The organism is Streptomyces sp. AK08-02 (assembly GCF_033795085.1).
GTDB lineage: Bacteria > Actinomycetota > Actinomycetes > Streptomycetales > Streptomycetaceae > Streptomyces > Streptomyces echiniscabiei.
In genome coordinates, this window is record NZ_JARAZV010000009.1 from 328,255 (window position 1) to 342,654 (window position 14,400).

15 protein-coding genes are annotated in these 14,400 nt (G+C 70.0%); 6 read left to right on the forward strand and 9 right to left on the reverse strand.

Features of this window, described 5'->3' with window-relative positions:
• Window positions 1-5: 5 nt before the first annotated feature.
• A complete protein-coding gene (locus tag PV734_RS20720; protein WP_319290755.1) occupies window positions 6-794 on the reverse strand; it encodes an IclR family transcriptional regulator in 789 nt (262 codons plus the stop codon).
• A 210-nt stretch (window positions 795-1,004) separates the two neighbouring features.
• Here PV734_RS20720 and PV734_RS20725 point away from each other — a divergent pair, with 210 nt between their 5' ends.
• Window positions 1,005-1,823, forward strand: coding sequence for an AraC family transcriptional regulator (locus PV734_RS20725; RefSeq protein WP_319094443.1), 819 nt, complete (start codon window positions 1,005-1,007; stop codon window positions 1,821-1,823).
• A 194-nt stretch (window positions 1,824-2,017) separates the two neighbouring features.
• Here the strand turns inward: PV734_RS20725 and PV734_RS20730 are convergent, their stop codons facing one another.
• Window positions 2,018-2,647, reverse strand: coding sequence for a MerR family transcriptional regulator (locus tag PV734_RS20730; RefSeq protein ID WP_319094444.1), 630 nt, complete (start codon window positions 2,645-2,647; stop codon window positions 2,018-2,020).
• Between the two features lie 108 nt (window positions 2,648-2,755).
• Between PV734_RS20730 and PV734_RS20735 the strand changes: the two genes are divergently transcribed.
• A complete protein-coding gene (locus tag PV734_RS20735) occupies window positions 2,756-3,178 on the forward strand; it encodes a DUF3291 domain-containing protein (protein ID WP_319094445.1) in 423 nt (140 codons plus the stop codon).
• 246 nt (window positions 3,179-3,424) lie between these two features.
• The gene (locus PV734_RS20740; protein WP_319094446.1) at window positions 3,425-3,859 is read left to right on the forward strand and encodes a cupin domain-containing protein; all 435 of its coding nucleotides are present in this window, start codon (window positions 3,425-3,427) and stop codon (window positions 3,857-3,859) included.
• 51 nt (window positions 3,860-3,910) lie between these two features.
• Here PV734_RS20740 and PV734_RS20745 read toward each other — a convergent pair whose 3' ends face one another.
• The 6 genes from PV734_RS20745 to PV734_RS20770 form a co-directional block, all read right to left on the reverse strand.
• Entirely contained in the window at window positions 3,911-6,274 is a 2,364-nt protein-coding gene (locus tag PV734_RS20745; protein WP_319290759.1) for a SpoIIE family protein phosphatase, read from the reverse strand.
• 114 nt (window positions 6,275-6,388) lie between these two features.
• A complete protein-coding gene (locus tag PV734_RS20750; RefSeq protein ID WP_319094448.1) occupies window positions 6,389-6,853 on the reverse strand; it encodes a peroxiredoxin in 465 nt (154 codons plus the stop codon).
• Window positions 6,850-7,230, reverse strand: coding sequence for a hypothetical protein (locus tag PV734_RS20755; protein ID WP_319094449.1), 381 nt, complete (start codon window positions 7,228-7,230; stop codon window positions 6,850-6,852). The genes PV734_RS20750 and PV734_RS20755 overlap by 4 nt, the downstream gene beginning before the upstream one ends.
• A gap of 340 nt (window positions 7,231-7,570) precedes the next feature.
• Window positions 7,571-8,092 carry a MarR family transcriptional regulator gene (locus tag PV734_RS20760; protein WP_319290762.1) on the reverse strand — a complete coding sequence of 174 codons (522 nt, stop codon included), beginning with the start codon at window positions 8,090-8,092 and terminating at the stop codon, window positions 7,571-7,573.
• A 124-nt stretch (window positions 8,093-8,216) separates the two neighbouring features.
• The gene (locus PV734_RS20765; RefSeq protein WP_319290764.1) at window positions 8,217-8,942 is read right to left on the reverse strand and encodes a response regulator transcription factor; all 726 of its coding nucleotides are present in this window, start codon (window positions 8,940-8,942) and stop codon (window positions 8,217-8,219) included.
• Window positions 8,939-9,502 (reverse strand): MarR family transcriptional regulator, encoded by a 564-nt coding sequence (locus PV734_RS20770; RefSeq protein WP_319290765.1) that lies wholly within the window; start codon window positions 9,500-9,502, stop codon window positions 8,939-8,941. Before PV734_RS20770 ends, PV734_RS20765 begins: the two co-directional genes overlap by 4 nt.
• Before the next feature lie 685 nt (window positions 9,503-10,187).
• Between PV734_RS20770 and PV734_RS20775 the strand changes: the two genes are divergently transcribed.
• Together PV734_RS20775 and hemC are read left to right on the forward strand one after the other, a co-directional pair.
• Complete coding sequence (locus tag PV734_RS20775) at window positions 10,188-11,231, forward strand: zinc-dependent alcohol dehydrogenase (RefSeq protein ID WP_319290766.1); 1,044 nt, start codon at window positions 10,188-10,190, stop codon at window positions 11,229-11,231.
• 173 nt (window positions 11,232-11,404) lie between these two features.
• Entirely contained in the window at window positions 11,405-12,340 is a 936-nt protein-coding gene (gene hemC / locus PV734_RS20780) for a hydroxymethylbilane synthase (RefSeq protein ID WP_319094453.1), read from the forward strand.
• Window positions 12,341-12,442: 102 nt separating this feature from the next.
• Here hemC and PV734_RS20785 read toward each other — a convergent pair whose 3' ends face one another.
• Window positions 12,443-13,000 carry a hypothetical protein gene (locus PV734_RS20785; protein WP_319290769.1) on the reverse strand — a complete coding sequence of 186 codons (558 nt, stop codon included), beginning with the start codon at window positions 12,998-13,000 and terminating at the stop codon, window positions 12,443-12,445.
• A 509-nt stretch (window positions 13,001-13,509) separates the two neighbouring features.
• Between PV734_RS20785 and PV734_RS20790 the strand changes: the two genes are divergently transcribed.
• Window positions 13,510-14,370 carry a SigB/SigF/SigG family RNA polymerase sigma factor gene (locus PV734_RS20790; protein ID WP_319290771.1) on the forward strand — a complete coding sequence of 287 codons (861 nt, stop codon included), beginning with the start codon at window positions 13,510-13,512 and terminating at the stop codon, window positions 14,368-14,370.
• Window positions 14,371-14,400: the final 30 nt, after the last annotated feature.

Here is a 14,400-nt window from a genome sequence, read left to right on the forward strand (position 1 = left end):
GCGGGCTAAGCACCCACCCCCGCCAGCCGCCACCCTTCCGTCCGGTCCTGCTGGGAGACCGCCTCGGCCGTGGCCACGACGAGCGGCGCCAGCCGGGACGGCTGGAGCATGTTCAGCGGGCCCACGAAACCCACCGACGCCACCACCGTGCCGCGCGCGTCGCGCACCGGGGCCGCGATCCCTCCCCGGCCCTCGAACAGGGTGCCGCAGGCCAGCGCGTAACCCTCGCGTCTTATCTTGGCCAGATGATTCCGCAGGGCGGCGCCGCCGGTGGGCGTGGCGCCGGTGTAGGCGCGAAGGGGGCCGGCGCAGATCTCGTCCTGCTCCACGACGCCCGCGTTCGCCAATAGCACCAGACCCGCCGCGGTGGCGTGCAGAGGGAGCCGCCAGCCGAGGTCGCCCCCATGCGCCCTGAGGACGGGGTCGTGGGAGACGAAGGACAGGCAGACACTCTCCGTCCCGTCGCGAAGCGCGAGGACCGCCGCGCCGCCGCACTGACCGTGGAGCTCCACGAGATGGGACTGCGCCGCCTCGGCCAGGCCTGCGTACCGGGGCGCCAGCGTGGCCGTCTCCCACAGTCTCAGCCCGATGCTGTAGCCGCCCGCCTCTCCTCGTTCCAGTGCGCCCCAGCCATGGAGCTTGTTGACGATGCGATGGACCGTGGCGACCGGAAGACCGGAGCGTCGGCTGATGTCGCTCAGCGTCAGGGTGCGGTTGTCACGGTCGAAGACGCCGAGAATGCTGAGCGTGCGGTCGACAACCGAGCGCTCGGGGGCGCCGGGGTGGGTGGTCATCCCGTTTACTTCCCTTCACCCGCACATCATGTGGGGACGTTTACTCGTGCATGCGCCAGGAGTGATCTGGCTACGGGCGCCACGCCTATCATTGATTTTTAAAGAAGCTTCAGAAAGGTCGATTCCGGAACGCTCATGGTCGATTTCGCTTCGTTACCGATCCCGTTGGTCCCCTACACGCCCACGTGCAGACCCGGGGTCGGCCTGGCCATGGCCCCGCTCAGTGAGGTGCGCAAGAAGCTCCGCACGACCTTCACCAGCGCTCCGCACCGGCTCGCCTACCACCAGCTCGTGCTCGTCGAAGCGGGGGCCGGAGACTTCACCATCGACTCCACGCGGTACGCGTGCCGCACCGGCTCCCTGCTGTGGATCCGGCCGAACCAGGTGATCCACTTCGCGTCGCCGGTACAGATGGAAGCTCAGCTCGTCATGTTCACGGAGACGTTTCCCCTGCGGCTGCGCCCCCAGACGGGGATGATCGACGACGTCCTGCGTCCCAGCCACTTGCAGCTCAGCGACGACGAACTGGCCTGCTTCGGACGGGTGCTGGCCTTGATGCGGGAGGAGTTCGAGCGACCCGACCAGGGACTCGGCGAGGACATCCTCAAGCATCTGCTGGCGGTCGCCCTGATGCGTATCGCCCAGATGTGCCGCAGCGAGCGCAAGGATCCGCAGCACGCCGACAGCCCAGCCGGCGAGAACAGCGAACTCTTCCTGCGTTTCCGGCGCGAGCTGGAGGCCTCCTACCGCACGACCCGGCTGGTCGAGGACTACGCCGCCGCGCTCAACTGCACGCCCCGCACCCTGTCCCGGGCCTGCCGCATCGTCGCCGGCACCTCCACCAAGGACCTGATCGACGCCCGCGTCGCTCTGGAAGCGAAACGTCTGCTGGTTCACACGGATCTGCCCGTCGGAACCATCGCCCGCCAACTCGGGTTCACCGAAGTCACGAACTTCGGCAAGTTCTTCGCACGCCGGGTGAATATGACCCCCGGCGCATTCCGGCGCACCGACGATTCCCGGAATTAGCGTCGGCACCGCGGCCCGTCGGCCAGTACTTCACTCGGCAGTAACATTCAGCCGCGCGTTCTACGCCCGTAAACAGCGACTTCTTTCCACTCCCCGGAAGAGTGGTTGTCCAGGATTCAGCGAGCGGACAAGACTGTCGCCCGCACGCTTCGGGTGCCGGGCTCGAGCGTGATCCCGTTCTCCGCCGGGCCGGGTCAGTTGTCCGTCGCGTCCTCGTGCCGACGGGCCGACTCGTTCTCCTGGGCCATACGCCGCAGAGCCAGCAGCGCGGGCTCAAGGAGCACGGTGAGCAGCAGCGCGCGTTCGACGACCTCCAACGGGTCCTCGATACCATCCAGTTGGTCGAGGTCGAGGACCGCGGTCTGCTCGGCCAGCCGGGCGTACGGCAGGAGCTCCCGCGCATCGAGCGGTGAGCCGAGGGTGCGCAGAGAGGCGAGGGTTTCGGCCAGCGTGCCGCGAGCGGGCGCGGCCTGGTGCACGTTCCAGCCCAACTCCTCGATCAGCGCGTCGACTTCGGCCGGTTCCGGAGAGTCCGCCTCAGTCTCGCAGGCGAGCCGGATCGCCCCGAGCCCGAGCCCCAGCAGGCGGTGCGTGTCGGCGGAGTGCTCGTCGAGCGCGCCCAGCACTTCCCGGGTGGTGCTGACGGACAGCCCCCGCACGCCGATCAGCGCGCGGATCAGCCGGAGCCTGCGGAGGTGGCTCTCGTCGTACTCGGCCTGCGTGGCCGACAGTTGGCGGCCGGCCTGGAGGAGCCCTTCACGAAGGTAGTACTTGATCGTCGTGACAGAGACACCACTGTGGCGGCTCAGCTCGGACATGCGCATCGGTCGGGCTCCGCTCTGGTCATTGGATACCTTCACTGTCTAACATGGATAGTAGAGGTATCCAATTGAGCCTCTGCTCCGCCTGCCTCTCGGAAGAAGGACGCAGCCATGCCCACCCTGCCCTGGACCACCGTCAACCAGCCCGCTCCGGACGCGACGGCGTTCGTCATGGCGTCCCGTCTGGAAGTCCGCTCCCTGAAGGACGTTCCCCGCTTCTTCCTGCGGTCGCTCGCCGCCTGGAAGCAGGTCAGGAACGCGCCCGGCGCATACGGCGCCTCACTGATCGCCGAGCCGCTCAAGCGCACCTTCTGGACCCTGTCGGCCTGGGAGGACCGGCAGGCCCTCTACACCTACGCACGGACCGAGCCCCACAAGTCGGCCATGACCGGTCTGCGCTCCACGACGAGCCGCTCGGTCTTCACCTTCTGGGAGACACCGGCTGCGGGCCTGCCCGTCGACTGGTCGGACGCGCGCGACCGGCTGGCCGCCCAGGAGCGCGCGGACGCGGACAGCGCCCCGCCGACGGACTGAACCCCGTCCGCAACCTTCGGCCGAACACCGAACACCACCGGATCACAGGACCACCAGATCACCAGACCACCAGACCACCAGACAACTCGAACGCCGGATCAGCCGCTCCCCCGGAGACTCCCCGCCATGACACCCCGCCATGACATTGGCGCTGCGTTCACAGGCGTCTCGCGGACAATCACGTCCTCGCAGGGCCACACTGAGGTGTCATGGCGTGATCACACTCGCACCCTCAGGGGATCCAGCATGCGCAACCTGCTTCGCACCGCCACGGCCGGTGCCGTCACACTCACCGCGGTCCTCGTCTGCGGCACGGCCCACGCCACTCCGCCCGGGCCGGGAGTGTCGGGCCGAATACTCGTCCAGACCACCATCGGCGACACCGACTACACCCTGCGGGAGATCACCATCCCCGCAGGCCAGGCCACCGGATGGCACTACCACGACGGCCCCCTCCGCGGCTTCGTCAAGGAGGGCACCCTCAGCCACTTCGACTCCACCTGCGAGTCCGACGGCGTGTACCCGCAGGGCAGCGCCATCAGCGAGCCGGCGGGGCCCGGGAACATCCACATAGGCCGGAATCTCGGCAGTACGCCCGTCGTACTCGACGTCCTGTACGTCCTGCCGCACGGCTCGCCCTTCTCGGAGGACGCGCCGAACCCCGGGTGCGACTTCGAGTGACCGGTCAGTGAACCGGAGTCGACCGGTCACTGTCCGGACCGGTCGTCCGGATCACTCTGCCGGCAGCGGCTGCTCCGCCCAGATCGTCTTGCCGGTGCCCGTCTGCCGGCTGCCCCAGCGCTGGGTGAGCTGGGCGACGAGCAGCAGACCTCGGCCGCCCTCGTCGTAGGCGTGCGCCCGGCGCAGGTGCGGTGAGGTGGAGCTGCCGTCGGAGACCTCGACGATGAGGGCGCGGTCGCGGATCAGCCTCAGCTGGATGGGCGGCTCGCCGTACCGGATGGCGTTGGTGACCAGTTCACTGACGACCAGCTCGGTGACGAAGGCCTCCTCCTCCAGCCCCCAGCCGGCCAGTCGCTCCATGGCCGCCTGACGGGCGACGGACACATGCGCGGGGTCCGGCGGCACGTCCCAGACGGCCACCCGATCGGCGCCCAGCGCGTGCGTACGGGCGAGCAGGAGCGCCACGTCGTCGCCCGGCTGCTCGGGCAGCACGGCCTTGAGCACCGCGTCGCACACGGCGTCGAGCGAGGCCCCGGGCAGGTTCAGGGCACGGCACAGCTCCGCCGTCGCGTGGTCGACGTCCCGATCACGGTCCTCGATCAGCCCGTCGGTGTAGAGGGCCAGGAGCGAGCCCTCGGGCAGTTTCAGTTCGGTCGCCTCGAAGGGCAGGCCGCCGACACCGAGCGGCGGCCCCGCCGTCACCTCGATCAGCTCGGCGACGCCGCCGGGCGGCACCACGGCAGGAGGCGGGTGTCCGGCGGAGGCGAGGCTCAGTCGGCGCGAGACCGGGTCGTACACGGCGTAGAGGCAGGTGGCGCCCAGTTCGGCGACGTCGGCACCGTCCTCCTCGTCGGCCAGATGGGTGACCAGGTCGTCGAGGTGGGTGAGAAGCTCGTCCGGCGGCAGATCGACGTCCGCGAGGGTCCGTACGGCCGTACGGAGCCGTCCCATGGTCGCGGAGGACTGGATGCCGTGGCCGACGACGTCGCCGACGCAGAGGGCGACCCGGCTGCCGGACAGCGGGATGACGTCGAACCAGTCGCCGCCGATGCCGGCCACCGAACCGCAGGGCAGATAGCGGTGGGCGACCTCGACTGCCGCCTGGCCCGGCAGTCCCCGGGGCAGCAGGCTGTGCTGGAGAGCCAGCGCCGTCGTGCGCTCACGCTCGAAGCGGCGGGCGTTGTCGACGCAGACGGCCGCACGGCTGGCCAGTTCCTCGGCGAGAACGACGTCGTCCTCTGTGTAGGGGTCGGGGCGGCCGATGCGCAGGAAGACAGCGACGCCCAGGGTGGTGCCTCGGGCCCGCAGCGGCACGGTGACCATGGAATGGACGCCCTTGCGGTAGGGGCGGCCGACAGGCTCGCGGGCGTTGCGCTCCGCCACCCACTCGTCGAACGCCCGTTCGCCGACCCGCCCGAGTACCGCCCGGCCCTCCGCCATCGCCCGTACCGGCGGGGTGAACGGCGGGTAGACGTCCTTCGCGCCCAACGGAATGACCGCCTCGGGCGTGCCCTCGGTGACAGAACCGTGGGCGACCCGGTGCAGGACGACCTCGTCGGCCTGCGCCACGGCGGGTTCGTCGGCGCCGAGCACCCAGTCGAGCAGATCGACGCTGACGAAGTCGGCGAACCGGGGCACGACCAGTTCGACGAGTTCCTCGGCGGTACGGACGACGTCGAGGGTGGTGCCGATGGCGGCGGCCGCCTCGTTGAGCAGGGCGAGCCGCCGTCGGGCCCAGTGCTGGTCGCTGCTGTCGAACGCGGCGATGCCCACCGAGGTGACGGCGCCCAGCTCGTCGCGCACCGGCCACATCTCGATGCTCCACGCGTGTTCCAGGCCGCTGTCCGCGTCCTTGCCGAAGGACTCGTAGCGCACGGGGACGCCGGTACGGGCGACCTCGCGCAGGTTGAGCAGGAAGCCCTGGCTGGTCCGGTCGTCGGGCACGATCTCACCGTAGAGCCGTCCGACGAGTGCCTGTTCCGCTACACCCATCAGGTCGCAGGCGGAGTCGTTGAGCCAGGTGTAGCGCTGGTCGGTGTCGAAGGCGGACATCGACACGGAGGCCTGCCGGATGGCCCGCTCCAACGGGGCGGGCTCCCGCTCGACGCCCGGGGGAACGGGCGTCACCGGTTCGGGGACGGCGGTGACGACATGTCCGCGCGGGTCGCCGTTCTCGTCCTGCACGGGGCACGCACTGACGCAGAGTGCGACCCGGTGACCGTCCCGGTGGCGGAGTGTGAGCACGCCCGCCAGTTCGGTCATCGCAGTCGGCGCTGGGTCCTCCGCGAGGAGTACGGCGGCCGGACGTCCGACGACGGCCTCAGCCGTGTACCCCGTCAACCGCCGGGCGCCCTCGCTCCATCCCGTCACCATGCCTCGGGCATCGATGATCACCGCGGCGGCGACTTGTTTCATACGCCCCAGGATGGTCCCTGGGCCCCGGGGCATCAACCCCGACGGCCCACCTGGGCACGACGATCCCGCCGAGCCGCCCGTGCGTGGGGCGGCCGGTCGTGGGTGCGGCGGTCGTCAGCCCTGGTGGGCGCGGAGCGCGGCGAGGGCACGGTCCGCGTGGGTGTTCATCCGCAGCTCGCTCGACACGACCTCCAGGACGGTCCGGTCCTCGGCTATGACGAAGGTGATCCGCTTGGTGGGCATCATGGAGAAGCCGCGCTTCACCCCGAACAGCTCGCGGACCGTCCCGTCGGCGTCCGACAGCAGCGGCATGCCGAGCGTGTGGCTCTGCGCGAACTCCTGCTGACGGTCGACGGAGTCCCCGCTGATCCCGACCGGCCGTGCGCCGACAGCAGCGAACTCGGCGGCCAGGTCCCGGAAGTGACAGGCCTCGGCCGTGCAGCCGGGTGTCAGGGCCGCGGGATAGAAGAAGAGGACGATCGGCCCCTCGGCGAGCAGTTCGGACAGCCGACGCGGCGCTCCGCTCTCGTCCGGCAGCTCGAAGTCCTCGATCTTGTCTCCGACGTTCACCTTGGTCATGACCGGCCTTCTCCGTTCTTCGCGACATTGCGTGCCCACAGGACGAGCGGCACCTGGAGCGGCAGCCGCCCCAGGGCACCGGCCCGCAGGGCGGCGGGCTTGCCACGCCAGTCGAGGGCCATCTTGACGTTGGCCGGGAACACCCCGACGAAGAAGCCCGCCGTGGCCAGGGCGGCGACCCGCCGGGTACGCGGCAGCGCGACCCCGGCCGCGAGCGCGAGTTCGGCGGCGCCACTGGCGTACGTCCAGGTCCTGGGCGTACCCGGCAGCGCTCGCGGCACGATCGCGTCGAACGTGCGGGGCGCGACGAAGTGTGTGACGCCGGCGGCGGCCAACAGACCGGCGAGCAGCAGGGGCGAGCGTTGGGACCGGGGCACGCTTCCTCCTCGGATGGTGTGCCGGGCGATCCTACTGGACGGTAAATCCGGTTCGAGAGGCAGGTGTTCGACCGGCGCCGATGATCCGCCACGGGCCCGTCACAGTCGGCGAGCTTTCCGGACACCGCCGTACGAGGGCCGCGTCGGCAGCGAGGAGACCTCCGCCTCGGTATCGCGTCGCCCGGCACGGGAACCCGAGCCCGCTCCCGCACGGTGGACAGCCGGCCGGGCGCCCCGGTACCCCCACGGTCCGAAGCGGCTGACACACGGTCGCCGCGGTGCGGACGGGGAGCGGCCGATCGCACCGCGGGCGCGGTGCGACACGGCACGAGGTACTGCGTCAGGCGTCGGGGAGGGGCTCGACGAGACCCACCACACCGTCGTCATCGAGGGAGTAGGCCAGGAAATCGTCGACCATCCGGTGGAACAGGCCGGCGAGCTGCTGAAGCTCCTCGGCGGACCAGTCTCCGAGGGCCAACTGCATACCCCGGCGGCTCGCCTCCCGGACACGCTCGACGGCCGCCTCGCCCGTCGCGGTCAGCTCGATGCGCTGGGCGCGGCGGTCGTCCGGGTCGGGTACGCGGGTGACGTAGCCAGACTTCTGGAGCTGCTGCACCTGGCGGGTGACGTGGGAGGCCTCCACCGCGAGCCGGTTGGCGAGTTCGCCGGGGCGCATCGGTTCGGAGTCGGCGATCTGCCGAAGAAGCGCGGTGGCGGCCCGGTCCAGCGGGACACCGGCGACCGCCATCAGACGTTCGTGTTGCCGGGCGCGGCTGAGCAGATAGGAGATGCGGGTGAGAGCGCGCTCGATCTCAGCCACGTCCTTCGGAGCGGGGGCGGTCTTGGGTGGCGGTGTGGACATACTCTCCAGTTTACCATCTCGTTGCGTAACTCAAGTAAATTCCGCCGCCCGTACACCGCCGGTCCCCGCAGGGGAACCGTCGCACACGCAGGACACGAAAAGGCCGACCCAGGACAGGTCCCGCTCACGGAGCGGTGCCGCCGAGCCAGTAGCCGAACCCCCGGCGGGTGTGGATCAGTACCGGTGTCTCCTGGTTCACCTTGCGGCGCAGCCGGGAGACGAGCTGCTCGATGGCGTTGCCGCCCCGGTACTCGCCCCAGACATGCCGGGCGATCTGCTCCTTCGACAGCACCTTCCCGGAGTTGACCAGCAGGTGGCGCAGCAGCCGGTACTCCGCCGGAGTCAGATCGAGCGAACGCCGCCCCCGGCGCGCCTCGCAGAGGGCGTCGTCCAGGGCCAGATCGCCGTACGACAGTGCCGTCGGCCGCTGAGCGGGGCGCCGACCGCGCAGCAGCACCTGGACGCGGACCAGGACTTCGGCGATCCGGAACGGCGTGGTCACGTAGTCCCGCCCGGCCGGCCCCATCGCCGACAGCAACGCGCCCAGGGAGTCGGGGGCGGCCATGAAGAGCACAGCCGGACGCTCGCCGGTGACGCGATGCCGACGCGCCAGCACGTCCAGGTCCGGCAGGGCCAGGTCGAGCACCACCAGGTCGAACCGGAAGCCTCCGAGCCGGGTCAGCGCCTCGGCTCCCGAGCACGCCATGACGACCGGGTAGCCCGCCAACTCCAGTGTCGTCGACAGCAGTTCGGCGATCACTGGATCACCGGCGATGACCAGGATGTGCCGACCGCTGCCGTCGGCCTGCGCCAGTTTCTCGCAACTGCCGACCTGGGAGAGGCCGTTCACATCGGATCCAAGGTGCGGTGTGCCTCGGCGGCCTCACGGCCGTCGTCCGCCTCGATGGCGGCGAGCAGGTCGTCGACCAACCGGTCCACGAAGCCGGTCAGGCGCCGGAGGTCCTGGGACGACCAGCCCGTCAGCGACATCCGCATGGTGCGGCACTTGACCTCACGGATACGGGCGACCGCCTCCGCGCCCTCGACGGTGAGCCGGACGAGCTGTGCGCGCCGGTCGTCGGGATCGGGGACCCGGGTGACATAGCCGGACTTCCGAAGGTGCTGCAGCTGCCGGGTGACGTGGGAGGCCTCCACGGCCAGCAGGTTCGCCAACTCCCCCGGGCGCAGGGGTTCGGAGTCGGCCAACTGCCGCAGGAGCACCACGGCTGCCCGGTCCAGAGGGACACCCGCCAGCTCTCTCAGCCGCCCGTGCTGTCTGGCGTGGTAAGCCAGGTGAGCGATCCGGTTGAGATTCCGGTCGATCTCGGCCACATCCCTCTCCGCCTCGGCCACCTCCCTCTCCGCCGGAGCGGGGGCTTCCGGCGACAGCGGTGCGGGCCTGCCCGCCATGTCCACATCCCGCTCAGGCGACTCGAGCAAAACCACCCACGCCCTTTCCGTGCTCGACCTCGATCCACATTAGCTTGCTTGACTCAAGTAATTCAATGTGCTTGCCTTACTCAAGCAAAACGGAGTTCATCGGCGTCGGCAACACCCCGGCGGCTCATGGACCCCGCTCGACGAACGCAGGAGTTCCCATGACCCGCACCACCTGACCACCCTCCCGGTGACCGACCAGGTCACCGAGCCCGCGCCGCGACAGCCGCGGGCACCCTGACCGGGGCCGCCTTTGAGCGGAGGAGGCCCCGCCGCGCCGAACCCGTGGGGACGGGGACCGGCGCGCTCCCCAGGCTCGGCGCCGGACAACTCCCCCCGTCCGGCGCCGAGTCCGGGGACACATCCACCCCGGTTCGACGGCGGTGCGTCGACACCTACGGGCGTCGGTCGGCCGTGACGCCTGCGCGGCCGGGGACACCCGCTGGATCGAACCCCTGCTGCCGACGGCGGACGCGGCCCCACTTCGCCCCAACGAGCGAGGTGAGCGCGGCATGGCCGACGCCGTGCTGCGCGCCCTGAAGGGCACGGGACGAGCACTCGTGTCTCATGAGGCGGACAAGCCTCCAGCCGCCCGACCGGCACCCCGGGAACCCACCCATCCCGCCGGCAACACCCCTACACAGAAGGCGAGTCACCCATGTCCATCACGATGAGGTCCGTGCACACCGCGAAGGACAAGGTCGAGGTCCTCGATGTCGAACGCCCGGTGCCCGGCCCCAAGGACGCCCTCATGCGCGTCCGCGCCTGCGGCATCTGCGGCACCGACACCTTCTTCCTCCACCTCGGCGGCATTCCCGGCGCCGACGGCACCCGGTCCATCCCCCTGGGCCACGAGCCCGCCGGCGAGATCATCGAACTCGGCGCCGAGGTGAAGGGCCTGAAGGTCGGCGACCGTGTCGTGGTCAACCCCCAGGGTGTGTCCTCGGGCATCATCGGCTGCGGCGGCGCGCACGGCGCCATGAGCCAGTACCTGCTCCTCGACGACTGTGAGGTCGGCAGGACGGTCGCCGTCTTCCCCGACACCGTCCCCTTCGACGTGGCCTCCCTCAACGAACCGATGGCCGTCGCCCGGCACTGCGTCAACCGCTCCGCGGCGAACCCCGACGACACCGTGGTGGTCTTCGGCGCCGGACCCATCGGCCTGGGCGCCACCATCTGGCTCAAACTCCGCGGCGTCAGGCACGTCGTCGTCGCCGACGTCATCCCCGAGCGCCTCGAAACCGCGCTGGCCGTCGGCGCCGACGCCGTCATCGACTCCCGCACCGAGAACGTCACCGAGCGGCTCACCGAACTCCACGGCCAGGCCGCCAACGCCCTCGGGCAGCCCCGCCCCGGCACCGACATCTACATCGACGCCGCCGGCGCACCCGCCGTCTTCAACACCACCGTCGACTCGGCGAAATGGGGCGCCAAGCTCGTCATGGTCGCCGTCCAGAAGAAGTCCGACCAGATCGACCTCGGCGGCATGCTCCGCAGCGAACTCACCCTCATCGCCTCCCAGGGCTACCCGACCGAGATCTTCGAGGTCACTCCCGAACTCGTCGAGCACCACGAGACCTTCGCCAAGCTCATCAGCCACCGCATCCCCTTCAGTGACGTCGACACCGCCTTCGACCTCGCGCTCACTCCCGGAGCCGCCGAGAAGATCGTCGTCACCTTCGACGAAGAGGACACCGAGTAGGACGAACAGACCGGTCGGTCCGGCGGGCGGGAGCCGGGAAGTCGAGCAGGCGTCCCTACCTGCGGTGAGCGTCGACGGCGGGGCTCCTGGGGCCTGCGTGCGGGGTGCGCACCGCCTGGGCGAAGCAACCGGTTCGGAGAAGGAGGGGGGTCGCGAGGGTCTATCGTGTCGGCATGTCCGTCCCTGAACTGATTCGTATCGTCTCCCGCGACTCGCCCATGGCACTGGCCCAGGTGGAGCGGGTACGCGCCGAGCTCGCCGTCGCCCACCCGCACGTCCGCACCGAGGTCGTCCCCGTGAAGACGACCGGCGACAAGTGGATGGGCGATCTGTCCCTGGTCGAGGGCAAGGGGGCGTTCACCAAGGAGGTCGACGCCGCGCTGCTGGCCGGTGAGGCCGATCTCGCGGTGCACTGCGTGAAGGACGTACCCGCCGACCGGCCGCTCCCGGCCGGCACGATGTTCGCCGCGTTCCTCAGGCGGGACGACATCCGTGACGCCCTGATCCACCCGGGCGGCCGCACCCTCGACGAACTGGCGGACGGTACCCGGATCGGTACGTCCTCGGTGCGCCGGATCGCCCAACTGGCCGCGTCCCACCCGCACCTGGAATGCGTGCCGTTCCGCGGCAACGCCAACCGGCGGTTGGAGAAGCTCGCTGCCGGGGAGGCGGACGCGCTGCTTCTCGCCGTCTCCGGCCTGGAGCGCATCGGCCGGATGGACGTGGTCAGCGAGATTCTCTCCCCGGAGACGATGATGCCGCCGATCGGCGCGGGCATCCTCGCCCTCCAGTGCCGCGAGGGCGACACCGAGCTGATCGACGCCGTCAGCGACCTCGGCGACCCGGACACACATCGGGAGGCGACGGCCGAGCGCATGTTCCTGCATGTTCTCCAGGGGCACTGCAACAGCCCGATCGCCGGGTACGCGAAGGTGGACCGTAACGGTGAACTCTCGCTGCGCGCCTGTGTGTTCACTCCGGACGGCAAGGTCCAGCTCAACGCCCACGAATGGGCGGGCCGCCTCGACCCGGCCACCCTCGGCACGTCTGTGGCGGTGACGCTGCTGCGGCAGGGCGCGCGCGAGCTGATCGACGACATCGCGCACTGAGGCCCCGGGGAACAGGGCAAGGAGATCGGCTACGGAGATCGATTCACGGGAGTGCGGGCCGTCCGGCGGCGGTGAAGGCGGACCGCCGGTTCGGCCACCGGCTCAGGTGGGTTCCGTCTGACCCTTCTGGTCCCGCTGCTCCGTCAGCTCTCGCTGCTCCTTGAGGAAGTCGCTCGCCTGGTGGGCCACCCCGTCGCGGGCCGGGCCGTGGTGCGCGCCGGTGCCGGTGAAGTCCTCGGGCAGCCCGATCCCGCCCGCCCAGAGGTGGCGGGAGGTCCACTCCTCCTCGACCCGCAGCTGGATCTGTACGTCCACCTGCGCCAGCGAGGCTTCCGGACCGGCCGCGTAGAGAACGGCTGTGGCGCGACGCAGCGGATGCACGTCGAAGCCCTCGATGAACTGCGAGTTCCGCCAGTCGATGAAGGCGCCCTCCCCGTCGGGGCCGAGTCGGACGTCGATCTGACCGTCCTCCAGATGGACGCCGAAATGCCGGTCGCCGCGGTTCTCGACCGTCACCCGGAGGCTGAAATAGGTCAGTCCCTCGGCTGCGTCGTCCCGCCCGCGCGGCGGTTCGGCAGCCACCAGACGGTGGACGCGGACACGCAGGCCGGCATGCTCGCCGTACTCGTGCCAGTCCCCGACCACGTTCGGCTCGCGCACAGTCCACCTCTCGACTCGGATGGCTGCTTCCTATCCTTGTGCCCGGCGCACAGTCAAATGAGCAGAATGCGCTGTGGCCAGCGAATTCGCCCCCTTGATCACTGATCAAGCGGTGTGCAGCGGAAATCCGCCGAAGGGCCTTCCCGCACCAGGTGGACGCGTGCCGCACATCACGTTCCGGTGCATGGTGGTGACCGGCGTTCAGCGGACCGGGCGGCGAGGTCGGCCGAGGTCCGAGCGGTAGCAGTCCGCGCAGGGCGTTCATCTGTGCGGCACGTGACATTTCGGAATTTCGTGAATTCACCTCGCGACCAAGCGGAAACAGAGAGTCATATTTTATGCCCATTTGTTTCCATATCACCTGGAGCGGGAATTGGTCACTCAGTGCTTCGGACTGGAGGCACGCCCTGGGAGCCGGTTCGCCGGACTCCGGCCGACCTCCGTCCGGTCCGTGAGCGCACCCTCCCCGGTGTCTGTCCATCCAGCACCAACCGAGGAAGGTGCGCGCGATGCGTATCGCCACCAGAACGAGGCAACATCCGCACGACGACGCCCCCGACACCACCGCCGACTTCGAGCGGCTCGCCCGACTCCCCGAAGGACCGGAACGTCAGACGCTCCGGGACGACCTCGTACGGGCCTGGCTGCCCATGTCGGAACGGATCGCCGTCCGGTTCCGGGGACGCGGTGAGGCCCTGGAGGACCTCTACCAGGTCGCCGCCGTCGGACTCGTCAAGGCGGTCGACCACTACGACCCCGAGCGCGGCGCCGCCTTCGAGGCCTACGCCGTACCGACGGTCACCGGTGAGATCAAACGCCACTTCCGCGACCATCTGTGGGCACTGCACGTGCCGCGCCGGGTCCAGGAACTGCGCAATAGGGTGCGCACCGCCTCCAGGGAGCTCGCCGCCACCGTCCCGGGACGGCCTCCGACCATCGCCGAGATCGCCGCTTACACGCAACTGAGCGAGAGCGAGGTGCGTACCGGCATGGAGGCCCTGGAGTGCTTCTCCGTACTGTCGCTGGAGGCGGAGATGCCGCGGACCGACGGATACGCGCTCACGGACACCATCGGCAGAGCCGACCCCGGCTTCGACCTGATCGTCGACCGAACAGCCGTCGGTCCCTGTCTGCGGGCTCTGCCCGAGCGCGAGCGCACCATCCTCTACCTGCGGTTCTTCGGCGGGATGACACAGAGCCGGATCGCGTCGCAACTCGGCATCTCACAGATGCACGTCTCCCGGCTGCTCAGCACCTGCTGTGCGCGCATCCGCGAGGAGCTCGACGAGGAGTCCGCCGCCGAGCCGTCCGTCGAACACGCCGGGAGGAGCCGGACGCGGCACGGGAGCATGCTCGCCGACGCCTGCTGAAGGCCGGCCGGACCCGCACACACCACAGTC